The organism is Streptomyces sp. Z423-1 (assembly GCF_013009255.1).
GTDB classification, from domain to species: domain Bacteria; phylum Actinomycetota; class Actinomycetes; order Streptomycetales; family Streptomycetaceae; genus Streptomyces; species Streptomyces gossypiisoli.
This window is the reverse complement of the sequence record NZ_CP053109.1, coordinates 6,486,157-6,506,945: the sequence shown is the minus strand read 5'-3', so window position 1 is coordinate 6,506,945 and position 20,789 is coordinate 6,486,157. Positions and strand designations below refer to the sequence as shown.

Genomic DNA, 20,789 nt, shown 5'->3' with positions numbered 1-20,789 from the left:
CGGCGCCCGGAGACGACGGGCCGGACCGTGTGGCGCCGGTCGTGCCGGCCGAGGCGCGGTCGGGCCGCCGCACTCGGCGACCGGGTCGGGTACGTGCGCGCCGAGACCCACCGTGAGGGGCTGCGCGAGGCCGTCGGCGACGGTCCGGTGACGGACGGTCCATCATCCGGAGCGCCTCGGCGAGCGGGCCTGCCCCTACACCGCCGGCCACCGGGCCCTCCTGCACCGGCACCGGGGCCGGCCGACGGGCAACCTCACATGCGGCGGGCCGTACGGGGCTGGAGCGGCCGGCGGAACTTGCGGAGGTCGTACGCCGATAGCGGCGGCGCGGTGACGCCCCTGCGTGACGCACCCCATTGGCGCATCCGTTCCGGTGGCTCGCGCGGAAGGCATGGAGACAGTGCCGTGCCATCGAGGAGAGGACCTGGCATGAGTGCCAGCCGCACCAGGGACCACCGTGCCGACGCAGCGGCCGTCGACCGGGACGTGACCGCCGCCGTCGACCGGGTGCTCGCGCACGCCCTGGCCGAGAACCTCACCCGCGCCGCCTCCTTGGACCCGCTCTTCACCCGCGACGTCGCCCAACGGGTCGCACGTTTCACCCTGAGCGGCAGGCGGTTCCGCTCCCGGATCGTGTGGTGGACGATGCGCACCTGTGGCGGCCGGGACGACGCCGCCACGCGGGCTGCGCTGCGGATCGGGGCCGCCCTCGAACTCGTCCAGACCTGCGCGCTGGCCCACGACGACGTGATGGACGGCGCGCGCGTGCGCCGCGGCCGGCCCGCCCTGCACACCGCAGTCGCCGCCCAGTACCGGCACGCCGCGCCGGGCGGCAGGGCCGAACGGCTCGGGGAGGCCACCGCGATACTCGCCGGGGACCTGGCGCTGGCCTGGGCGGACGACCTGATCGCCGACACCGTGGTGCCGGAGCACGGCTCCCGCCGGGTGCGTCAGCTGTGGCGGGACATGCGCACCGAGATGGTGGCCGGACAGTACCTGGACGTCCAGGGACAGGCCACGCGCTCGCACGCCGTGCCGCAGGCGGTCCGGGCCGCCACTCTCAAGAGCGCCCTGTACTCGGTGGAGCGGCCGATGGCACTCGGCGCCGCACTCGCCGATGCCGACGGGGCCACCGCGACGGCGCTGTCGTCCGCCGGGCGCTGTGCCGGCCTCGCCTTCCAGCTGCGCGACGACCTCAACGACCTGTTCGCCGATCCCGTCCGCACCGGGAAGCCATCGGGCGGCGACCTGCGCAACGGCAAGCCCACCTACGTCTTCGCCGTCGCCCGGGCACGGGCCGAAGCGGCCGGTGACCTGAGCGCCCTCGCCGTGCTGGACGAGACGCACGGCCGCGCCGATCTGCCGGACTCCGCACTCGCCCCGGTGCTGCAGGTCCTGGTCTCCACCGGGGCGCGCGCGGCCGTCGAGGAGAAGATCGACCAGCTCGTCCGGTGCGGCGTCCGTCATCTGAGGAGCGTCCGCCTGGATCCGGCGGGCGCCGCCGAGCTGGAACGGCTGCTGCTGCTCGTGGCGGGCGCGCCCGCGGAGCGACCGGCCGACGGGTCGCGCTCACCGGCCGACGCCGAGGCGCCCTCTTTCGCACACGCCGCCGGAGCCGAGGGAGCCGGCCGATGACGCGGACCCTGCCCGGCCGGACCGATCACGTCGTGGTCGTCGGCGCCGGCCTGTCGGGCCTGTCGGCCGCCCTGCACCTGCTCGGCGCCGGGCGCCGGGTCACCGTCGTCGAGCGGGACGCGCTGCCGGGCGGACGCGCCGGGCGTCTGACGCGCGCGGGTTACCGCATCGACACCGGGCCCACGGTGCTGACGATGCCGCACCTGGCGGACCAGGCCTTCGCGGCGGTCGGGGAGCGCCTCGCCGACCGGGTCGAACTGATCCAGCTGCGGCCCGCCTACTGCGCGCACTTCGCCGACGGCAGCTCCCTGGACGTGCACACGGACGGCCCGGCCATGGAGGCCGAGGTCGAACGGTTCGCGGGCGCGGCGGAGGCCGCCGGTTACCGTCGGCTGCGCCGCTGGCTGGAGCGGCTCTACGAGGCCCAGATGCGGCGTTTCATCGACCGCGACTTCGACTCGCCGTTCGATCTGCTCAGCTGGGACCTGGCGCGCCTGGCCGCCCTGGGCGGTTTCGGCCGGCTGGACGCGGCCGTCGGCCGTCACCTGCGGGACGAGCGGCTGCGCCGGGTGTTCTCCTTCCAGGCGCTGTACGCCGGCGTCCCACCGCGGCGGGCGCTCGCCGCCTACGCGGTGATCGCATACATGGACACCGTCGCCGGCGTGTACTTCCCGCGCGGCGGCATGCACGCCCTGCCGCGGGCCATGGCGGACGCCGCGGCGACGGCGGGCGCCGAGTTCCGGTACCGGCAGGAGGTCGTCCGGCTGGAGCGGCGCGGCAGCCGGGTGACGGCGGTGGTGACCGCCGAGGACCGCATCCCCTGCGACGCGGTCGTCCTCACCCCCGACCTGCCCGTGGCCTACCGGCTGCTGGGGCGGACGCCCCGCCGCCCGGCACGGCTGACGCACGCTCCGTCGGCCGTCGTCCTGCACGCGGGCACCGACCGCACCTGGCCCCAACTGGCCCATCACACCCTGTCCTTCGGCGCCTACTGGCACCGCACCTTCGACGAACTCACCCGCGCCGGCAACCTGATGTCCGACCCGTCCCTGCTGATCACCCGCCCCACCACCACCGACCCGAGCCTGGCCCCGCCCGGCCGCCATCTGCACTACGTCCTCGCTCCGTGTCCCAACACCGACATCGGACCGGGCGCTGACGACTGGCGTGACCTGGCCCCCCGTTACCGCGACCGGATCCTCACCGAACTCGAACGCCGGGGGCTGACCGGCCTCGGCGCGGCCATCGAGCAGGAGTGCCTGGTCACCCCTGCCGACTGGCAGGCACAGGGGCATGCGGCGGGCACCCCGTTCTCGGTCGCCCACACCTTTCGCCAGACCGGGCCCTTCCGGCCCCGCAACCTGGTCCGCGGCACGGACAACGCCGTCCTCGCCGGTTGCGGCACCACACCCGGCGTCGGCGTCCCCACGGTGCTCCTGTCGGGCAAGCTCGCCGCCACCCGCGTCACCGGCCGCACGACGTCGTCCCCCCACGTCCAGAGCCGGGCGACCGACCTCCACAGCCAGGCAACCGGAGGGATCACCTCATGACCGGCCGAGAGCTCGACGCGGCGGGCATCACCGACCCGGACCTGCGCGCCGCCTACGCCCGGTGCCGGGCCCTCAACGCGCGGCACGGAAAGACGTACTTCCTCGCCACCCGGCTGCTGCCCCCCGAACGCCGGCCGGCCGTGCACGCCCTGTACGGGTTCGCCCGCTGGGCGGACGACATCGTCGACGCCCTCGGCTCCGGCCCCACGCGCGCCGACCGCGCACGACGTCTCGCGCTGCTGCAGGACCGGCTGGAACGCGGGCTCAGGGAGGGGCACAGCACCGAGCCCGTCGTCCACGCCCTTGCGGACACCGCCCGCCGCCACGCCATCGACCACCGGCACTTCACCGACTTCATGGCCGCCATGTGCAGCGACCTGCACGTCACGGACTACGCCAGCTACGCCGACCTTCGGGCCTACATGCACGGCTCCGCCGCGGTGATCGGTCTGCAGATGCTGCCCGTCCTCGGCACCGTGGTGCCGCGCGCCGAGGCCGCCCCGCACGCCGCCGCGCTCGGTGTGGCCTTCCAGCTCACCAACTTCCTTCGGGACGTCGGCGAGGACCTCGACCGGGGACGGGTCTACCTCCCCGCCGACCTGCTCGCCGCGCACGGCGCCGACCGCGAGCTGCTGTTGTGGAGCCGCCGCACCGGCCGCGGCGACCGCCGGATCACCGGGGCGCTGCGGGCCGCCGAGGACCTCACCCGCGGTGTCTACCGGCAGGCCGCGCCCGGCATCGCCATGCTCGACCCGCTGGCCCGTCCCTGCGTCCGCACCGCGTTCGTGCTGTACGGGGGGATTCTCGACGCCATCGCCGAGGACGGGTACGCGGTCGTCCACCGGCGTGCCGTGGTGCCGCTCCGGCGGCGGCTGACGGTGGCCGGCGACGGTCTCGCTCGGGTGCTACAGGCCTGGATGGCGGCGGGCGCCGCTCCCCGCCGTCCCGAGCCGCCACCCCCGGGTCCGCCGGCCATCACCGCGGCCGGCACCGTCTCCGAGGAGGCCGAGTGACCGCCGACCGCCGGGCCCGGTTCCCGCTGAGGCTGCGCAAGGACCCAGTGGCCTGGACGCACCAGCGGCCCACCTGGTGGGACGCCCGGCCCGCCGTGATCGCCGCAGCACTGAAACGGGCTCAGGCACGACCGTCCGGCAACTGGTACGTCGTCGGGGCCACCCGCGACCTACCCCGTGACCGGCCGCTGGCGCGGACCGTGGCGGGCCGGGAGGTGGTCGTGTGGCGCGACCGCGCGGGCCGGCTGGTGGCAGGGCCCGGCAGCTGTCCGCACCTCGGGGCACCGCTCGGCGACAGCCCCGTGCGCTGCGGCACCCTGATCTGCCACTGGCACGGCCTGGCCCTGGACGGCGGCCCGGCGGCGGGCTGGGAGCCACTGCCCGCGCATGACGACGGCGTCCTCTTATGGGTCCGTCTGGACGAGGTGGGCGGCGAGCGGCCGCGCGAGGCACCCGTGGTGCCCGCCCGGCCCGCTCTCGCCGACGCCCTGCACGCCGTGTACACCGGCACCGGTGCCTGTGAGCCCGAGGACGTGGTCGCCAACCGCCTCGACCCATGGCACGGTGCCTGGTTCCACCCGTACTCCTTCGTGGACCTCACCGTCGTCGAGGCGCCGGGCGTCACCGACGCGAGCGACGGCGACGGTTTCGCCGTCGATGTGTCGTTCAAGGTCGCCGGACGGCTGGTGGTGCCGGTACGGGCCGTCTTCACCGCTCCCGAGCCGCGCACCGTCGTGATGCGCATCGCCGAGGGCGAGGGCCGCGGCTCCGTCGTCGAGACCCATGCCACCCCGCTCGCTCCGGACGACCGGGGCCGGCCGCGCACCACGGTGATCGAGGCGGTCGTCACCGTCTCCGACCGCCGGGGTTTCACCGTGGCCCGTGCCATGGCGCCCGCGCTGCGTCCCCTGATCCGCGCCGCCGCCGGGCGCCTGTGGCGCGACGACCTGGCGTATGCCGAGCGCCGGTGGCTGCTGCGGTCCACCGGGCGTTTCCCCGGCTGACCGGGCACGGCGGCCGTAGAGTTTCCGCATGACACGGGAGGTGGAGCCGGTCCCCGAGGCACGCGCCAGCCGGTCCCCCCGCTCCCGCCGTGCCGGCTGTCGACGATCCCACCAGCCGAAGATCACCGCGGACCCCCTCCAGGAACGTGTGCGGCACGTCCTGCGCGGCGGCAGGTGTCTCCACCTTCACCGGGTCGCCGCCGCCCTGCCGTATGGCGGGTTCCGGTATCGCCCCTGGGCCAATAGGACTTTGCTGTCTGACCCGGGGCGCTTCCGGGCGGCTGGAGTACCTGGGCGTGTTTCGAAAGTCCCGTCCGGCGCCCTTCGGCGGACGGGACTACTTTCGGAACACGCCCAGGTGGGCTGCACTACGCCGGGTTCAGGCGCCACTGTTGGCAGGTGTTGTTCAGCCACGTCCACTGGCGTACGTCCGTTCCGTCCGCCGTCCCGCAGTTGGCGACGTCGGCTACCTTGCCCGTGGCCTGGTTGACGATCCGGACGTAACCGCTGTCCGTGGCCAGGAAACGGAACCGCTGGCAGGTGTTGTTCAGCCAGGACCACTGGCGCAGGTCGGCCCCGTCGGCGGCGGAGCAGTTCGCAGTGTCGAGCACCTTCCCCGTAGCGACATTCACCAGCCGGTGGGTGTCGTCGCCGAGGTCTTCGAGCCGCCACCGCTGATTGATTCCGCCATGGCAGGCGTACTGCTGCACATTGGCCCCGTCGGCGCTCGAACCCCCGGCGACATCGAGGCACTTGCCGCTGTTCCGATTGACCACGGTGTACGTCGTCGAGGCGGCCGCCGGTTCCCCGGACGGCCCGGCGAGCGAGGCGCCCAGCCGCACCGGCGTGCCGAAGTTCGGGGTGCCGTCGGCGTTCCAGGTGAACCTCTGCGCCCGCGTGGTACGGCCGTTGTCGCAGCCCTCGCTCGCATTGTCGTTGGCGTGGTAGACGATCCAGCTCTCGCTGCCGTCCGGCGAGGTGAAGAACCCGTTGTGACCGGGCCCGTACACCCCGTTTCCGTCGCTGCGCTGAAAAACGGGCGTGGACTTCTTGCTCCAGGAGGAGGCGGAGAGCGGGTCGGACCCGGTCAGCTCCAGTTGCCCGAGCTTGTAGTCGGGTGTCCAGCAACCGCTCGCGGAATAGATCAGAAACGTCCGCCCGCCCCGCTGGAGAATCTCCGGCCCCTCGTTGACCGTGCCGCCCTGCCGCTCCCAGTCGTAGGTGGGCGTGGAGATGGTGGAGAAGGACCCGCTGACGGTGTACGGATTCGACATCCGGGCGGCGACGAGATTCTGCGTCCCGCCACTCGCACTGCCGAACAGATACAGCTGACCGTTGATGGTCCCCACCGTCGGATCCAGCATCCAGGCGGAGTTGAGCTGCCCCCGGTAGGTGTACGGCCCCATCGGATCGGACCCGGCGCTCTCCAGCACATGGCTGCGCTGCGTCGGGATGTAGTCGGAGACGTTCTGACCGGCGACGTAGTACAGATACCAACGCCCGTTGAGGAGGTGCAGCTCGGGCGCCCAGATGTTGCAGCACCGCGAGGCCGCGTCACCCTTCCACACCTGCACGCTGGGCGCGGTGGCGAGCCCGGCGAGGGTGGCGGACCTACGGATGGTGATTACGTCGGTCCAGCTCGTACTGACCAGGTAGTAGTTCCCGTCGTGGTACGAGATCCAGGGGTCGGCGCCCTTGACGGACTTGACCGGGTTGGTGAACGAGGCCGCGCTCGCCGGGGACTGTCCCAGCCCGAGCAGGAAGACGAGCGCGGCGAGCATCATCAGTAGGCGACGGGCCATCCGCTGCTCCAGTCGAGAAGGTTGATGCCGAGCTTGGGGGCGCCGTTGTCGTTGCCGTCGTAGTAGTGGTAGACGATCAGGTCCCCGTCGACGTCGTTCATGATCGACTGCCCGCCGGGCCCGATGACGCTGCCGTGCGATTCGAGGACGGCCGTGCCTCCGTTGTTCATCATCGAGACGCCGTTCCTGTCGTAGTACGGCCCGGTGACCCGCGTGGCCCGTCCGACCTTGACCTTGTACGTGGAGCTGGTGCCGGCGCAGCAGGTGTCGTACGAGGCGAAGAGGTAGTAGTAGCCGTTGCGTTTGACGATGAACGGCGCTTCGACGGCCTTGGTCCCGGTCGGGCGGGAGGCCAGCGAATACCGGGTGGTGTTGCCGGCGAGCTGCTTCCCGGTGGACGGATTGAGCTGGATCATCTTGATCCCGGTCCACCAACTGCCGAAGGACAGCCACCACTTGCCGTCGGAGTCGACGAAGAGGTTGGGGTCGATGGCGTTGTAGTCGCTGGAGGAGCTGGAGGAGTAGACGATCCCCTGGTCGGTCCAGCTGCCCGGCTGGCCGGTGCCGGAGGTGGCGAGGCCGATGGCGGAGGTGTTCGAGCCGAACTTCGAAACGGAGTAGTACAGCAGGTACTTGCCGCCGTGGTACGAGATGTCCGGCGCCCAGGCCTCCGGCACGGACGAGTAGCGCGACCACCAACTCGGCCGCGAGGAGAAGGCGTCCGCGCCTGCACTGAACGCGATGCGGTCGGTGGAGGTCTTGTTGGCGATGCCACCGCCGGTGGCGTAGAGCAGGTACTGCCCGGAGGGGGTGCGGATCATCGAGGGGTCGTGGGTGATGACGGAGCCCGTGACGCGGCCGGGGTTGGGGTAGGCGTTCGCCGTACTCGGGACGAGGGCGAGGAGGGCGGCGGCGGGGATGGCGAGGAAGGTGATCCTTCTGCGGCTGATGCGGCTCTTGCGACTCATGCGGCTCATGCGGCTCAAGGGGACGCTCCCGTTCTATATATCGAACAACGATCGTCACTGCGAACGGAACGTAGAATCGAACCACTTGCGCGTCAATGGCCTCGACAGGCCGATCTCGGCACGGCCGGTGCGGAGTTGGGCGGCTGCCGGGATTTACATGGACGAAACGGCAGGTCAGACGTATCGTGCATCCGCACGCGATCTTCCGCGGGCCAATGCGTTCCGTTTCCTTGCCCGTGGGGGCTCCGTCGTGTCCGTGTTCGAGAATCCACACCCGTCTGCCCTGCTGCCCAGACCGATCCCGCGCCCGTCGCGCTGGGTGCCCATCACGGTGTCGGCGTTGCTCGCGGCGGCGGCCCTCAGTGGTGTGTTCGCCGTGTATGCGGGCGTCCGCCTGTACACCCTGATCGAGGGCGACTTCGGTTTCGCCACCGCACCGCAGGCGCAACTGGACGCCGCTTTCTCGCGGTACGAAACGGCCGGAATAATCCAGGGCTACGCGTACGTACCCTGTGCCGTCATGTTCATCGTCTGGTTCTTCCGGATGCGCCGCAGCACCGGGCCGCTGGCACCGGACCGGTTCCGCAACGGCCCGGGCTGGGCCATCGGGGCCTGGTTCATCCCGATCGCGAACCTCTGGATGCCGTCCGCTGAAGCAGCCACTTGATCTCAAGTCCACTTGAGATTCTAGGGTCGGGTCCACTGATGCCGATGTACAGGAGAGGAACGGCCATGAGGACACTGGTGCTGGGAAGGACGCCCGCCAGGGTGACGGCGGTGCTGGCCACACTGCGCGAGGACGGCTTTGACGCGGAGGGAGTGAGCACCGACGAGGAGGCCCGGAAGCTGTTGGAGACCGGGGAATTCGGGGTGCTGATCATTGGCGGGGGTGTGGGGCCCGACTCCCGCGCAGCGTTCAAGGAGCTTGCGACGGAGTACCAGGTGCGGCGGGTGATCGACGGCGCGCTGACGGAGCCGTTCGACGTCTACGTACGGCGTGAGTTCGAGCCGCTGATCCGGGAGGCCGCCGAAGGGTGACGGCTCGCTTGAGCTGACCGAAAACGGGCTGTCTCCCGGCATTGCCTTCTTCCGCGCTCTGGTTCACGGTGTCCAGCAGGTCCGGCTGAGGAGGGGGAAACGCCGTGCGGAGACGGAGATTTCTGGGTGGGGTGGGGGCGTTGGTGGGCGCGGGGGTCCTCGGCACCGCAACCGGCGCCGGCACCGCTGTCGCGCGGGAGGGCGCCGTGCCCCGGGAGTGGGAGGCCGTCGGTGCGCCCGAGTGCACGCCCGCCGCGCAGCTGATCGACGTGGCCGCCGCCGGGGGCGGGCTCGCCTGGGCGGTGGGTGAGGAGGGGCGCAACGGCAGTACCCGGGGCACGCCGCTCGCCCTGGTCCAGTCCGGCGGGGCGTGGACGCGGGTCGACCTCGCTCACCTCGGCTTCGGCGGGGCCCTGCACTCCGTCGCCGGGACCTGCGCCCGCTCCGCCTGGGCCCTCGGCACCGGCGCTCATCTCCTCGCCTGGGACGGCAGCACCTGGCAGGAGGCCGACTTCCCCGGGCGCGGCCAGTCCGGCACCACCCTCACCGGCGTCGCGGTCGCCCCCGACGGCGAGGTGTGGTGCTCCGGCCGCGACAGCGAAGGCTCGGTGCTGATGCAGGGCGCGCGGAGGTGGCTGCCCCCGCTGCCCAGCGGCAGCACCGCCACCCCCTCGGGCGTCCGCGTGGCGCCCGACGGCCAGGTCTGGGTCTACGGCCCCGGCATCGTCGCCCGCTGGAACGGCGCCGCCTGGACCGAACTGCCCGCCTACACCGGCATCCGCCTCACCGTCACCGGCCTGCTCCCGGTCGCCCACGACGACATCTGGCTGACCGGCTACGACTACGGAGTCGGCGGTCCGCCCGGCAAGCCCCCCGGCGTCACCCTCCTCCACGGCGACGGCACCACCTGGCAGAGCGTCACCGCACCCTTCACCGTCGGCATGCTCACCGGGATCGTCGCCGACGAACGGGGACGGCCCGACCGTATCTCCGGCTGGGACTTCTGGGACCAGAACCGGGCGCACCACCTGCGCTGGGACTGCGACGCGGCCGCGTGGGTGAGCGAGCGGGGGGCCGCGTCCGATACGCCGGTGGTCATCAGCTCCCTTGTGTCCGTGCCCGGTTCGGCCGGTTCGTACTGGGCGGTGGGTACGACGTCCACCTCGCCGTACCCGCCCGCCCAGGTGCGCATCGAGCGGTGACGGTTTCTACGCCACGGTTTCTACGCCAGCCGGATCACGTTCCAGGACAGCGGCTCCAGGACCGCCGTCAGACGGCCGTCCTCCACAGTCGTGCCCTCGACGGGGTGCGGCGTGACGCGGTCCGGGTCGGTGAGCGTGTTGCGGGCGTCGGGGTCGGCGTCCGCGAGCGCGCTGTGTTCGACGACCCGCGTCACGTCCAGGGCGCCGAGGGCGACTTCGAGGGGCAGCGGGTTCGTGCGGTCGCGGTTCACCGCGAAGACAGTGACCGAGCCGTCGTCGGCGCGTACGGCCGTGGCGTGCAGCAGGGGGGTCTCGCCGTACTTCTGAGTCACGTATGTGGGTGCGTCCACGCGGACGTCGAGCACCTCTCCCCGGCCGTACTTCGACGCCTGCGCGAAGGGGAAGAACGTCGTCTGCCGCCAGGCGGGGCCGCCGGGCTCCGTCATGATCGGGGCGATGACGTTGACGAGTTGGGCGAGGCAGGCGACGGTGACGCGGTCGGCGTGGCGGAGCAGTGCGATGAGCAGGGAGCCGAAGACGACGGCGTCGGTGACGCTGTAGTTGTCCTCCAGGAGGCGCGGGGCCTCCGGCCAGTCGAGGGGGTCGGTTTCGCTCTGCTCCTGGTGCTTCGACATGTACCAGACGTTCCACTCGTCGAAGGAGAGGTTGATCTTTTTCTTCGACTTGAGTTTCGCGCCCACGTGGTCGCAGGTGGCGACGACGTTCTCGATGAAGGACTCCATGTCGACGGCGGAGGCGAGGAAGGAGTCGATGTCGCCGTCGTGGGGTTCGTAGTAGGCGTGGAGTGAGATGTAGTCGACCAGGTCGTAGGTCTCCTTGAGGACCGTGGCCTCCCATTCGGCGAAGGTGGGCATGCCCTGGCCGGAAGAGCCGCAGGCGACGAGTTCGACGGCGGGGTCGATCTGGCGCATGGCGCGGGCGGTTTCGGCGGCGATGCGGCCGTATTCCTCGGCCGTTTTGTGGCCGGTCTGCCAGGGGCCGTCCAGTTCGTTGCCCAGGCACCACATGCGGATGTCGAAGGGGTCCTTGTCGCCGTGGGTGATGCGCAGGTCGGAGAGGGCGGTGCCGGAGGGGTGGTTGGCGTATTCCTGGAGTTCCAGGGCCTCTTGTACGCCTCGGGTGCCGAGGTTGATGGCCATCATGGGTTCGGCTTCGGGGCCGAGTTTCTTGAGGAAGCGGATGTACTCGGAGAGGCCGAACTGGTTGGTTTCGGTGGAGCGCCAGGCCAGGTCCAGGCGGCGGGGGCGAGTCTCTGCGGGGCCGACCGAGTCCTCCCACTTGTAGCCCGAGACGAAGTTGCCGCCGGGATAGCGGATGGTGGTGACGCCGAGTTCGCGGATCAGGTTCAGGACGTCGGTGCGGAGGCCATCGGGGTCGGCCGTGGGGTGGGTGGGTTCGTGGATGCCGGTGTAGACGCAGCGGCCCAGGTGTTCCACGAAGGAGCCGAAGAGGCGGGGGTTTACCTTGCCGATGGTGAAGGTGGGGTCGAGGGTGAAGCGGGCGGTGGGCATGGGGTCCTTTCGCCGTGGTGGTTTGTGTGGGTGGGTGCGTGCAGGTTGTGGTGGGCTGGTCGCGCCCACGCGGCGGAGCCGCATATTGATACAGCCCCGCGCCCCTAAAAGGCAGGTCGGCCACATAACCCGCGTTTTATTGGCCTGCCAAACCGGTGTGCGCCACGCCTGCGACTATCTGACGCTGGAAGAAGACGAAGACGATCACCAGCGGGAGGCCTGCCATCAGGCCGCCCGCCATGAGCTGCGCCCACTGGATCCCGTAGGAATTCATCACCGTCGCTATACCGTTCGGCATCGTCATCAGGTCCGGATTGTTCGTCACCATGTACGGCCAGAGGAAGTTGTTCCACGAGGCGATGAAGGTGAAGATGCCGACCGCCGACAACGACGGGCGGGACAGGGGGAGCACGATCGTGAAGAAGACCCGCCAGCGGCCCGCGCCGTCGATGAACGCGGCCTCCTCCAGTTCCTTCGGGATGCCCTGGAAGAACTTGTAGAGGATGTAGACCATCGCCGCCGGCGCGCACTGCGGCAGGATCATGCCCCAGTAGGTGTCGACCATGCCCATCGCCTGGACGGTCGTGAAGAGCGGTACGCCCAGCACCGCCGGGGAGATCATCAGGCCCGCCATCACCAGGCCCAGCAGCGCCTTCTTGCCGCGGAACTCCGTGCGGGCGAAGCCGTATCCGGCCAGGGCGCTCACCAGGACCACGATGAAGGTGACGCAGACCGAGACCGCGACCGAGTTGACGAACCAGTTGGTGATGTTGCCGGTCTCGAAGATGTTCCGCCAGGCCTGGAGGGTCCAGTCCTCCGGCAGCCAGTGGGTGGGGACGGCCACCGCCTCGGTCTCGGTCTTGAGGGAGGTGAGGAGGGTCCAGACGATCGGTGCCGTCATCACCGCGGAGACGACGGCACCGAGGGCGGTGAGGGCGATCTGGCTCGGGGTCCAGCGGCGGCGTATTCCGGTGGCGGCACTCATCGGACGGCCTCCTCACGCTTGCGCAGCAGCCACATCCGGCCAACGGCCACGGCCGCGATGATCAGGAAGAAGAGGATGGAGATCGCGGAGGCGTAGCCCACGCGGTAGCTGGTGAAGCCCTGTTCGAGGGTGTACTGGACGAGCGTGCGCGTCGATTCCTCGGGGCCGGGGCTGAACTCGTACATCACCACCACCTGGTCGAAGACCTGGAGCGAGGCCAGGACCTGGAGGGCCACGACCAGGCCGGTGACGTTGCGCAGCATGGGAAGCGTGATGTGGAGCGCGCGGTGCCAGGCGTTCGCGCCGTCCAGGGCCGCGGCCTCGTAGAGGTGGGGCGGGATGTTCTGGAGGGCGGCCAGGTAGAGCAGGAAGCTGAAGCCGACCGTCCACCAGAGCGTGGCGATGACGACCGCCGTCATCGCCGTCGACTTCTGGGTGAGCCAGGCCGTTTCCAGGTGGAAGACGTGGTCGATCAGGCCGGTGTCGGGGTTGAACATCCAGCGCCACATGTTGCCGACGACCGTGGAGGGGAGGAGGAACGGCGCGAAGAAGCAGAGGCGCCAGAGCCACTTCGCGTGCTCGATGTGGTGGGCCAGCATCGCCAGGAGGAAGGCGAGCACGGTGATGCAGGGGACCACGAGGAGCGTGAAGTAGGCGCTGTGGCCGAGGGAGCTCCACACCAGGGGGTCGCCCAGGGCCTCCGTGTAGTTGTCCAGGCCGACGAAGCTCGTGCCCTCGCCGGTGATGTTGGCGTCCGTCAGGCTCAGCCAGAGGCCGCGGGCGACGGGGGTGAGGACGAACAGGGCGTAGAGGAGCAGGAAGGGGGCGACGAACCAGCCGCCGCGCTGGAGGGAGCGGCCGAGGCGGGCGCGGGCGCCGGTCACGCCGACGGTGGCGGCGGGGCGTACGACGGAGGCCGTGGTGTCGATCGTGGTCATGCTGTGGCGCCTCCCATCGGGTTGCTCGTCTCCAGGAGTTGGGTCAGGACCTGGCGCATCCGGCGGGCCGCGGCGTCCGGTGTCGTGGAGCCGAGGTTGGCGGCGACGACGACCGGGCCGATGCGCTGGGCGAGGGTGCCGGAGGAGCCCGCGAACCAGGCGGGGGGTTCCAGGGCCATGTGGTCCATCGCGGAGGCGTACTCGGACTGCGGCGTGAGTTTCCGGTACGCGGGGTCGGTGAGGGTGGGGGTGTACGCCGGGATGTGGCCGCCCTTCGCCCAGTCCACGGCGTGCCGCACGACGTACGCGGCGAGTCGGTGCGCGGCCTCGTTGGCGGCGCCGCCCCGATCGGACTGGTGGGGCAGGACGAAGGCGTGCGACTCGGCCTGCGTGGCGGGCTTGCCGAAGAGCGGCGGCAGCGGGGTCGCGCCGTACGGGATCTTCGGGGCGTCGTAGACCGGCACCGACCAGCCGCCCTCCCAGACGAAGGCACCGCCGTTCACGAAGTGCTCGGCGTCGGGGCTCCCCACGATGTTGTAGCCGTCGGTGATGTGGCGGCGGAGGAACTCCAGGATCTCGGTGGCCTTGCCGGTGTCGAAGGTGACGTCGGTGAGCTGCTCGTCGTAGTAGGTGCCGCCGGCCTGGGCGTAGAAGGACATGAAGAACCACCAGGCGAAGTTCTGGTCGAAGGCGTGCAGGCCGATGGTCTGCAGGCCCTTCTTCACCGCCTTCTTCGCCTCCTTGAGGGCGTCGAACCAGTCCTCGGGGGAGGTGAGGGCGATCAGGTTGCCGTCGTCGCCGATGAGGCCCGCCTGTGCGCAGATGTCCTTGCGGTAGAAGTTCAGCTGGGGGTGGATGTCGAGGGGCAGGGCGTACAACTGGCCGTCGATGAGTGAGCGTTGCCAGAGAGTGGGGTTGAAGTCCTGCTCCCGTACGCCGTATTCGGCCAGGAGGTCTGTGTCGAAGGGGTCCAGCTGGCGTTCGGGGGCGAAGCCCGCGAGGCGGCCCAGGTGGAGGACGGCCAGGTCGGGAGCGCGGTTGCCGGAGGCCGCCATGGCGAGCTTGGTGTAGTAGGGGTTGCCCCAGCGCAGGGTGGAGTCCTTGACGTCGACGCCGGGGGTGGCGGCGCGGAAGGCGTCCAGCATGTCGATCATGTTGACGCCGTCGCCGCCGCTGAAGAGGTTCCAGTAGCGGACCCTGGTGCGGGCATCGGAGGCGAGGGCGTCGGCGCCCGTGCCGAGGGCGGCGAAGCCGAGGCTGCCGGCCACGGTCAGGCCGCCCAGTGCGGTGAGCAGTTGCCTGCGGTTCAGGCCAGGTTGTCCCATTCCCTGCCCTTGCTTTCGAGAGACGGTTGGCGAATCCCTGCCAGGCGTTCGACATTTCGAATGTCGCCCGTAACTTCGAACGGGACCGTAAAATCGAAGGTCTTGCGCGTCAATGGGTTGCGCACGACTTTCGGCAGCGAGTGATCGTTTCTATTTGAACAACGGTCGCCGGACCACATGACGCGGACAGTTCCGGCCGCGTACTCTCGAACCGCCCGCCGTGCGGCGGTGGAAGGGGGTGCGATGGATCTCGCGGCGCTACGGCGGTGGCGGCGCGGCTGGGCCATGCGCACACTGGTCGCCCAGCTCGACACCGCCCTGCGGACCCGCCCCCGTCCCCCCGCCGACGTGCGCGAACTGTGCCGGGCGCTGTGCGGGGCGATGAGCGCGCAGCGCGGCGGACGGCCCATCGAGCTGCGCTTCGAACGGTTCCCCGACGAGATCGAAGTGACCGGTCTGTGGGTGGAGTTCCAGGACTTCGACCTCGTCATCGTCGAGGAACGCGCCGAAGCCCTGCAACAACTGGTCATCCTCGGGCACGAGTTGTGGCACCTGCACGCCGGACACGATCATCAGCACGTCGCCGGGACGGCCGCCGCGCACGCCCTCGCGGACCCGTCCGGCCGGAAGGGCGCCGCCCTCGCCGTCGCCGCCCGCAACGGCTCGCGCAGGCGGGAGGAGGCCGAGGCCGACGACTTCGGCCACCGGCTCGCCGCGCTGTTCCGGCCCCTCGTCTGCGGCGAGGACAGCACCGACGCCTCGCTCGACCCCGTACACCGGTCCATGGGCTACCGCGGACGAAGGGGTATGCGGCGGTGACGTACGCCTCCGGCGTCGTGGGCGGTCTCCCGACCGCCGGCGACCTCTTCAGCCCGGTGCACCTGACGTTCTGGGTGCCGACCGTCGTCCTGACCGCCGCCCTGGCGATCAAACTGCCCAGCATCATCAAGATGTGGCGGGACCCGCTGCTGCGGGCCGTCGGTGGTCTGCTGCTGTTCGCCTGCGCCGTGTTCGTCTTCGCGGCCCCGCAGACCATCGCCTGGACGAACCGGGTCACCGGAGTGCCGAACATCTCGGCGCCCTGGGTGTACTCCCTGCTCACCGCGCTCTGCGCGTCCTGGCTGCTACTGATCATCGCCTGGCGCAACGGCCTCACCGACCGCGCGGACCGCACGCGCCGCGCGGTCCGCTGGGTCGTCTCCGTCTACGCCGGTGTCATCGTCGCTCTGTGGCTGCTCTTCTGGCTGGCGGACGCGCCCGTGGAGCGGCTGCGCGACCTGGACACGTACTACGCCACCACCCCGTTCATGCGCGAGCAGATCCTGCTCTACCTGACCGCGCACACCGTGGCCTGCGCGATCACGGCCCGGCTGATCTGGAACTGGATCCGCACCGACGGCCTCGACGCCTGGCTGCGCTGGGGACTGCGGCTGCTGGGCGTCGGCTACGCGACGAACCTGTTCTTCGACGCGTCCAAGCTCACCGCCATCGTCGCCCGCTGGACCGGCCACGACCTGGACTGGCTGAGCACCGACGTGGCGCCGTTGGCCGCCTGCGTCTCCGCCACCCTCGTGGCGATCGGCTTCATCGTCCCGCACGCCGGCCAGTACCTCCAGGAGCACTGGCGGGTGCGGGCCCGCCACCGGCGACTGCGCCCCCTGAGCCTGCTGATGCGGACCGTCACCGGCGACCGCGAGCCCTTCGCCCCGCACGCCCCCGCCGAACTGCGCCTCATCCGCCGCGAGACGTTCATCCGTGACGCACTCCTGCAACTGTTCCGCCATCTCGACGAGGAGCTGAGCAGGCGGTCCTACGAGGCCGCGCTCGCCCTCGGCCATCCCCCCGCGCGGGCGCAGGCGCTGGCCGCCGCCGTCGCCCTCCAGGACGCCGTCGAGCGCAAGCGGCGGGCGCCGGACAGCGACGGCACCGGCGACCCCGACACCACGTACCTCCTCCGGGAGATCCACGCCGTGTCCCAGGCCCTTCGCAGTCCCGACGAGATCAAGGCGGTCCGCGCCCGCGCCGCCGCCCCGGCAGAGAGTGTTTCCACGCATGACTGAACCGTCCGTCCCCGCCAGAACCGCCGTCGTGCTGGGGGGATCCCACACCGGCATGCTCGCGGCGCGCGCCCTGGCCGAGTTCGCCGACCGGGTCGTCGTCGTGGAGCGGGACGTGCTGCCCGAGGGCCCCGCGCCCCGCAAGGGGCTGCCGCAGGCGCGGCACGCCCACATGCTGTGGTCGGGCGGTGCGCGGGCGCTGCAGGCGCTGCTGCCGGGCGTCACCGACGCCCTGCGGGACGCCGGGGCGCACCGGCTGCCCGTCACGACGGAGGTGGTCGCCCTGTCGCGGCAGGGCTGGTTCCGCCGCTGGCCCGAGTCCCACCACGTGATCCTGGCCGGCCGTGACCTGCTGGACGCGACGATCCGCGCACAGGTCCTCGCGGACGACCGGGTCGAGGTCCTCCAGGGCACGCAGGCGGTGGGTCTTGAGGGCACCGCGGCGGCCGTCACCGGGGTCCGCGTGCGCGGGCGCGACGGCGGCGAACGCGTCATCCGCGCGGGCATGGTCGTCGACGCCACCGGGCGGGGCTCGGCGGCGGCCCGATGGCTGACGGACCTCGGGCTGCCCGCGGCCCGGCTGCAGAAGGTCGACTCCGGGCTGGCGTACGCCAGCCGCCTCTATCTCGCCCCCGAGAACGCACGGTCCGGCTTCCCGGTCGTCAACGTGCAGCCCGACCCGCGCGACGGCGGACCGGGCCGGGCGGGCTTCCTGCTGCCCATCGAGGACGGCCGGTGGATCGTCACCCTGTGCGGCACCCGCGGCGGCGAACCCTCCGACGCCGACGACGACTTCGTCCGGTACGCCCGCGAGGACCTCCGGCACCCGCTGATCGGCCACCTGCTGGAGCAGGCCGAGCCGCTGTCCGGCGTCTCGTACACCCGCACCACCGTCAACCGCCGGTACTTCTACGAGCGGATGCCGGCCTGGCCCGAGAACTTCACCGTCCTCGGCGACGCCCTCGCCGCCTTCAACCCGGTCTACGGCCACGGCCTGGCGGCCGCCGCACGCAGCGCCCTGATCCTGCGCGACCTGACCCGGCGCCACGGATGGGGCACGCCGGGGCTGTCCCGCCGGGTCCAGAAAGCGGTGGCACGCCCGGTCGGCGCCGCCTGGGACATGGCCATCGGCCAGGACGTCTTCTACCCCGGCGCCACCCCTGACGGCCCCTCGCTCAGGGACCGCCTGGTGGCCGCGTACGTCGACCGCCTCATGCACACGGCCACCGGCAACGGCCGCATCGCCCGCCGGGTGACCGACGTGACGTCCCTGGAGCGGGGCGCGGAGGCACTGCTGGCGCCGGGCATGATCCTGGCGGCACTGATCGGCCCACTGAAACCGCCACTGCCCGGCCCACCCCTGACGACAGAGGAACGAAAGGCGGCGGGGCTGTCGTAGCAGGCGGTCCGGCAACGCCCCACAGCGCGGCACTACCGCCGAAGCGCCTCCCTCGCGTAATTGGCCAACGACCGGTTGTACCGCGGCAAGTGCTTGGAGAGCGCCCCCAGCGCCAGCGAGGCGGCCTCCCGCTCCCGGCCCACGTCCATCAACGCCAGGGCAAGAAAGGCGGTCACCGCGTCGTCGAGATGGTCGGAGCCCTTCTCCCGTTCCGCGGTGAGCAGTTCCACGCCGGTCTCCGCCTCCCCCAGCGCGCGCAGGGTACTCGCCAGCTGGATCACGGCGCGCCGCCGCCGCTCACCGCTCAGGCCGCTCTCCAGCGCCTTCCGGTACAGCGGCACGGCGGCCTCGCCCTCACCGGTCGAGTCATGCGCCGACGCCCGCTCGAAGCACGCGACCGGTTGCCCCTCGGGGAGCTCATCGGCCAGCGCCCCGATCTTCGCGCGGAAGTCGGCGGCGTCGTAGTCGTCGATGGCGGCCCACAGGTCGGCGGAGCGGCGCTCCCATTCTGGTGTGGTGGTCATCGGCACAGCCTCACAGAGCGAACGCCGGTTGGGCCAGCCCTTTCCCGGCCCCCCGCACCACCAGCAGCGAGCCCGACAGCGGCGTCGGTGCCGTCAGGCCGACGCGGGCCGTGGTGATGTACAGGTCCGTCAGGTCGGGGCCACCGAAGGCGCACGCCGTGGGACGGGGCACCGGGAGTTGAAGGACCCGGTCCAGTTCGCCGGTGGGCGTGTAGCGGCGTACCGCGCCTCCGTCCCACAGCGCCACCCACACACAGCCGTCGGCGTCGACCGCGAGGCCGTCGGGGAAACCGGCGCCCTCCTCGATCTCGGCCAGGGGGCGGCGGTTGGCCACGCGGCCGTCCACGGCGTCGAAGACGTCGATACGGCGGGTCGGGGAGTCGATGTAGTACATGAGGCGGCCGTCGGGGCTCCAGCCCGTGCCGTTGCTCACCGCCACGTCGTCGAGGACGACCGACACCGAGCCGTCGGGCGCGACGCGGGACAGCGTGCCGCCGCCCGGTGCCTCGTCGTAGCGCATGGTGCCCGCCCACAGCGCGCCGTCCGGCGCCACTGCGGCGTCGTTGGCGCGGCGGCCGGGGACCGGGTCGTGGTGCAGCCAGCGGAAGGTGCCGTCCGGGTCCAGCAGGCCCACGCCGTCCCGGAGGTTGAGGACCAGGCCGCCGTTCGCGCGGGGTTTGGCCGCGCCGACGTGCTGGGGCGTGGTGCGGGTGGCGCGGCGGCCGGTGGCGGGGTCGTAGGTGTGCAGGCGGGAGCCGAGGATGTCGATCCATATCAGCCGTCCGGCCGCCGCGTCCCACGTCGGTCCCTCGCCCAGCGTCGCCTCGGCGCGTACCGCCACCTCGTACGGCGTCATACGGCGCTCCGGTGGCCCAGGCGCTCCGACAGCTCGGCCGCGCCCTTCACGGCGAGCTGCTCCAGCTCGGCGCGGCGCTCGTCGCTCCAGCGGATCATGGGCACGGAGATGGAGAGGGCGGCCACCACCCGGCCGGTGCGGTCGCGGACCGGCGCGGCGACGCAGGAGACGTCCGGGTTGGACTCGCGGTTCTCCACCGCGATGCCCCGCTGCCGGATCCCGGCCAGCGCCTCGCGCAGGGCCACCGGGTCGGTGATGCTGTTCGGCGTCATCGCGACCAGCTCCGCGCCGTCCGGGATGCGGGCCCCGAGTTCCTGCTCGGGCAGCGATGCCAGCAGCATCTTGCCGACGGAGGTGCAGTGGGCGGGCAGGCGGCGGCCGGCCGCGGAGACCATGCGCACGGCGTGCGTGGAGTCGACCTTGGCGATGTAGATGACGTCCGTGCCCTCCAGGATCGCCACGTGCACCGTCTCGTCGCAGGTCTCGGCGACGGACCGGGCGACGTGCTGGCCCTCGGCGGCGAGGTCGAGCTGCTCGGCGTAGCGGCTGCCGAGCTGGTACGGGCGCACGCCGAGCCGGTAGCGGCCCGGCTGGCCCGGGACCTGGACGATGTACGACCGGGCGGCGAGCGTGGTGACCAGCTCGTGCACGGTGGTGCGCGGCAGCTGGAGCTTGCGCACGATGTCGGGGGCGGAGAGCGTGCCGTCCCCGTCGAGGAAGAGCTCCAGGATGTCGAGAGCCCGGGTCACGGCAGGTACGAGGCGTCCCACGACCGGCCCCCTCCCTTGCGTTCTGAGACGTGTGTCTGTTGGCTAGAGCGTTGGTCCGAGTTGGTCTGACGGCTTGTGTGTCGATCCGAGCCGCAGTGTTCGAAATTTCAACACGCGGTCGGAATGGCGAACACAGGCTACTCATGGAGTGTTTGCCTGGGCAATGGCTCTGCACGGGCCAGGTGAGACCG

General features: G+C 71.4%; 19 protein-coding genes. 10 read left to right on the top strand and 9 right to left on the bottom strand.

Features of this window, described 5'->3' with window-relative positions; genetic code table 11:
• Positions 1-429 precede the first annotated feature (429 nt).
• From HJD23_RS29190 to HJD23_RS29175, 4 genes are read left to right on the top strand one after another with little or no spacing between them, the layout of a single operon-like run.
• Entirely contained in the window at positions 430-1,635 is a 1,206-nt protein-coding gene (locus HJD23_RS29190; RefSeq protein WP_171112197.1) for a polyprenyl synthetase family protein, read from the top strand.
• Positions 1,632-3,185, top strand: a complete 1,554-nt coding sequence (crtI, locus tag HJD23_RS29185) for a phytoene desaturase family protein (protein WP_171112198.1) — start codon at positions 1,632-1,634, stop codon at positions 3,183-3,185. The genes HJD23_RS29190 and crtI overlap by 4 nt, the downstream gene beginning before the upstream one ends.
• Positions 3,182-4,198: a phytoene/squalene synthase family protein gene (locus HJD23_RS29180; protein ID WP_171112199.1), complete on the top strand. Its 1,017-nt coding sequence runs from the start codon at positions 3,182-3,184 to the stop codon at positions 4,196-4,198. The genes crtI and HJD23_RS29180 overlap by 4 nt, the downstream gene beginning before the upstream one ends.
• Positions 4,195-5,202, top strand: a complete 1,008-nt coding sequence (locus tag HJD23_RS29175) for a DUF5914 domain-containing protein (RefSeq protein ID WP_171112200.1) — start codon at positions 4,195-4,197, stop codon at positions 5,200-5,202. Before HJD23_RS29180 ends, HJD23_RS29175 begins: the two co-directional genes overlap by 4 nt.
• A gap of 368 nt (positions 5,203-5,570) precedes the next feature.
• On the opposite strand, the gene HJD23_RS29170 is transcribed toward HJD23_RS29175, so the two are convergent.
• Positions 5,571-7,004, bottom strand: a complete 1,434-nt coding sequence (locus tag HJD23_RS29170) for a family 43 glycosylhydrolase (protein WP_171112201.1) — start codon at positions 7,002-7,004, stop codon at positions 5,571-5,573.
• Positions 6,986-7,972: an arabinan endo-1,5-alpha-L-arabinosidase gene (locus HJD23_RS29165; RefSeq protein ID WP_171112202.1), complete on the bottom strand. Its 987-nt coding sequence runs from the start codon at positions 7,970-7,972 to the stop codon at positions 6,986-6,988. Before HJD23_RS29165 ends, HJD23_RS29170 begins: the two co-directional genes overlap by 19 nt.
• A 7-nt stretch (positions 7,973-7,979) precedes the next feature.
• Here HJD23_RS29165 and HJD23_RS29160 point away from each other — a divergent pair, with 7 nt between their 5' ends.
• From HJD23_RS29160 to HJD23_RS29150, 3 genes are all read left to right on the top strand, one after another.
• Positions 7,980-8,639, top strand: a complete 660-nt coding sequence (locus HJD23_RS29160; protein ID WP_240980842.1) for a DUF4328 domain-containing protein — start codon at positions 7,980-7,982, stop codon at positions 8,637-8,639.
• Positions 8,640-8,704: 65 nt separating this feature from the next.
• Positions 8,705-9,010: a hypothetical protein gene (locus tag HJD23_RS29155; RefSeq protein WP_171112203.1), complete on the top strand. Its 306-nt coding sequence runs from the start codon at positions 8,705-8,707 to the stop codon at positions 9,008-9,010.
• A 104-nt stretch (positions 9,011-9,114) separates the two neighbouring features.
• Complete coding sequence (locus tag HJD23_RS29150) at positions 9,115-10,212, top strand: hypothetical protein (RefSeq protein ID WP_171112204.1); 1,098 nt, start codon at positions 9,115-9,117, stop codon at positions 10,210-10,212.
• Between the two features lie 20 nt (positions 10,213-10,232).
• Here HJD23_RS29150 and HJD23_RS29145 read toward each other — a convergent pair whose 3' ends face one another.
• From HJD23_RS29145 to HJD23_RS29130, 4 genes are all read right to left on the bottom strand, one after another.
• The gene (locus HJD23_RS29145; protein WP_171112205.1) at positions 10,233-11,744 is read right to left on the bottom strand and encodes an alpha-N-arabinofuranosidase; all 1,512 of its coding nucleotides are present in this window, start codon (positions 11,742-11,744) and stop codon (positions 10,233-10,235) included.
• Positions 11,745-11,880: 136 nt separating this feature from the next.
• Positions 11,881-12,729 (bottom strand): carbohydrate ABC transporter permease, encoded by an 849-nt coding sequence (locus HJD23_RS29140; protein WP_171112206.1) that lies wholly within the window; start codon positions 12,727-12,729, stop codon positions 11,881-11,883.
• The gene (locus tag HJD23_RS29135; protein WP_171112207.1) at positions 12,726-13,667 is read right to left on the bottom strand and encodes a sugar ABC transporter permease; all 942 of its coding nucleotides are present in this window, start codon (positions 13,665-13,667) and stop codon (positions 12,726-12,728) included. The genes HJD23_RS29140 and HJD23_RS29135 overlap by 4 nt, the downstream gene beginning before the upstream one ends.
• Positions 13,664-14,992 carry an extracellular solute-binding protein gene (locus HJD23_RS29130; RefSeq protein ID WP_171112208.1) on the bottom strand — a complete coding sequence of 443 codons (1,329 nt, stop codon included), beginning with the start codon at positions 14,990-14,992 and terminating at the stop codon, positions 13,664-13,666. The genes HJD23_RS29135 and HJD23_RS29130 overlap by 4 nt, the downstream gene beginning before the upstream one ends.
• 243 nt (positions 14,993-15,235) lie before the next feature.
• Here HJD23_RS29130 and HJD23_RS29125 point away from each other — a divergent pair, with 243 nt between their 5' ends.
• The 3 genes from HJD23_RS29125 to HJD23_RS29115 are packed head-to-tail and all read left to right on the top strand — an operon-like array spanning position 15,236 to position 18,448.
• On the top strand, positions 15,236-15,811 hold the full coding sequence (locus tag HJD23_RS29125) for a toxin-antitoxin system, toxin component family protein (protein ID WP_171112209.1): 576 nt from the start codon (positions 15,236-15,238) through the stop codon (positions 15,809-15,811).
• 17 nt (positions 15,812-15,828) lie between these two features.
• Complete coding sequence (locus HJD23_RS29120; RefSeq protein ID WP_171118546.1) at positions 15,829-17,052, top strand: MAB_1171c family putative transporter; 1,224 nt, start codon at positions 15,829-15,831, stop codon at positions 17,050-17,052.
• Positions 17,045-18,448, top strand: a complete 1,404-nt coding sequence (locus HJD23_RS29115; RefSeq protein WP_171112210.1) for an FAD-dependent oxidoreductase — start codon at positions 17,045-17,047, stop codon at positions 18,446-18,448. The genes HJD23_RS29120 and HJD23_RS29115 overlap by 8 nt, the downstream gene beginning before the upstream one ends.
• Before the next feature lie 32 nt (positions 18,449-18,480).
• Here the strand turns inward: HJD23_RS29115 and HJD23_RS29110 are convergent, their stop codons facing one another.
• Genes HJD23_RS29110 through HJD23_RS29100 form a run of 3 tightly spaced genes read right to left on the bottom strand, consistent with a single transcriptional unit; the run spans position 18,481 to position 20,598 of the window.
• Positions 18,481-18,972 (bottom strand): tetratricopeptide repeat protein, encoded by a 492-nt coding sequence (locus tag HJD23_RS29110; protein WP_171112211.1) that lies wholly within the window; start codon positions 18,970-18,972, stop codon positions 18,481-18,483.
• A 10-nt stretch (positions 18,973-18,982) separates the two neighbouring features.
• A complete protein-coding gene (locus HJD23_RS29105; RefSeq protein ID WP_171112212.1) occupies positions 18,983-19,828 on the bottom strand; it encodes an SMP-30/gluconolactonase/LRE family protein in 846 nt (281 codons plus the stop codon).
• On the bottom strand, positions 19,825-20,598 hold the full coding sequence (locus HJD23_RS29100; RefSeq protein WP_171112213.1) for an IclR family transcriptional regulator: 774 nt from the start codon (positions 20,596-20,598) through the stop codon (positions 19,825-19,827). Before HJD23_RS29100 ends, HJD23_RS29105 begins: the two co-directional genes overlap by 4 nt.
• Between the last annotated feature and the right edge of the window lie 191 nt (positions 20,599-20,789).

Excerpts from the sequence above, each read along its gene's own strand:
- HJD23_RS29135 (WP_171112207.1), bottom strand. The coding sequence starts at position 13,667 with ATGACCACGATCGACACCACGGCCTCCGTCGTACGCCCCGCCGCCACC.
- HJD23_RS29125 (WP_171112209.1), top strand. The coding sequence starts at position 15,236 with ATGGATCTCGCGGCGCTACGGCGGTGGCGGCGCGGCTGGGCCATGCGC.
- crtI (WP_171112198.1), top strand. The coding sequence starts at position 1,632 with ATGACGCGGACCCTGCCCGGCCGGACCGATCACGTCGTGGTCGTCGGC.
- HJD23_RS29190 (WP_171112197.1), top strand. The coding sequence starts at position 430 with ATGAGTGCCAGCCGCACCAGGGACCACCGTGCCGACGCAGCGGCCGTC.
- HJD23_RS29145 (WP_171112205.1), bottom strand. The coding sequence starts at position 11,744 with ATGCCCACCGCCCGCTTCACCCTCGACCCCACCTTCACCATCGGCAAG.
- HJD23_RS29130 (WP_171112208.1), bottom strand. The coding sequence starts at position 14,992 with ATGGGACAACCTGGCCTGAACCGCAGGCAACTGCTCACCGCACTGGGC.
- HJD23_RS29110 (WP_171112211.1), bottom strand. The coding sequence starts at position 18,972 with ATGACCACCACACCAGAATGGGAGCGCCGCTCCGCCGACCTGTGGGCC.
- HJD23_RS29180 (WP_171112199.1), top strand. The coding sequence starts at position 3,182 with ATGACCGGCCGAGAGCTCGACGCGGCGGGCATCACCGACCCGGACCTG.
- HJD23_RS29160 (WP_240980842.1), top strand. The coding sequence starts at position 7,980 with ATGCGGCTCAAGGGGACGCTCCCGTTCTATATATCGAACAACGATCGT.
- HJD23_RS29105 (WP_171112212.1), bottom strand. The coding sequence starts at position 19,828 with ATGACGCCGTACGAGGTGGCGGTACGCGCCGAGGCGACGCTGGGCGAG.
- HJD23_RS29115 (WP_171112210.1), top strand. The coding sequence starts at position 17,045 with ATGACTGAACCGTCCGTCCCCGCCAGAACCGCCGTCGTGCTGGGGGGA.
- HJD23_RS29170 (WP_171112201.1), bottom strand. The coding sequence starts at position 7,004 with ATGGCCCGTCGCCTACTGATGATGCTCGCCGCGCTCGTCTTCCTGCTC.
- HJD23_RS29140 (WP_171112206.1), bottom strand. The coding sequence starts at position 12,729 with ATGAGTGCCGCCACCGGAATACGCCGCCGCTGGACCCCGAGCCAGATC.
- HJD23_RS29155 (WP_171112203.1), top strand. The coding sequence starts at position 8,705 with ATGAGGACACTGGTGCTGGGAAGGACGCCCGCCAGGGTGACGGCGGTG.
- HJD23_RS29165 (WP_171112202.1), bottom strand. The coding sequence starts at position 7,972 with ATGAGTCGCAAGAGCCGCATCAGCCGCAGAAGGATCACCTTCCTCGCC.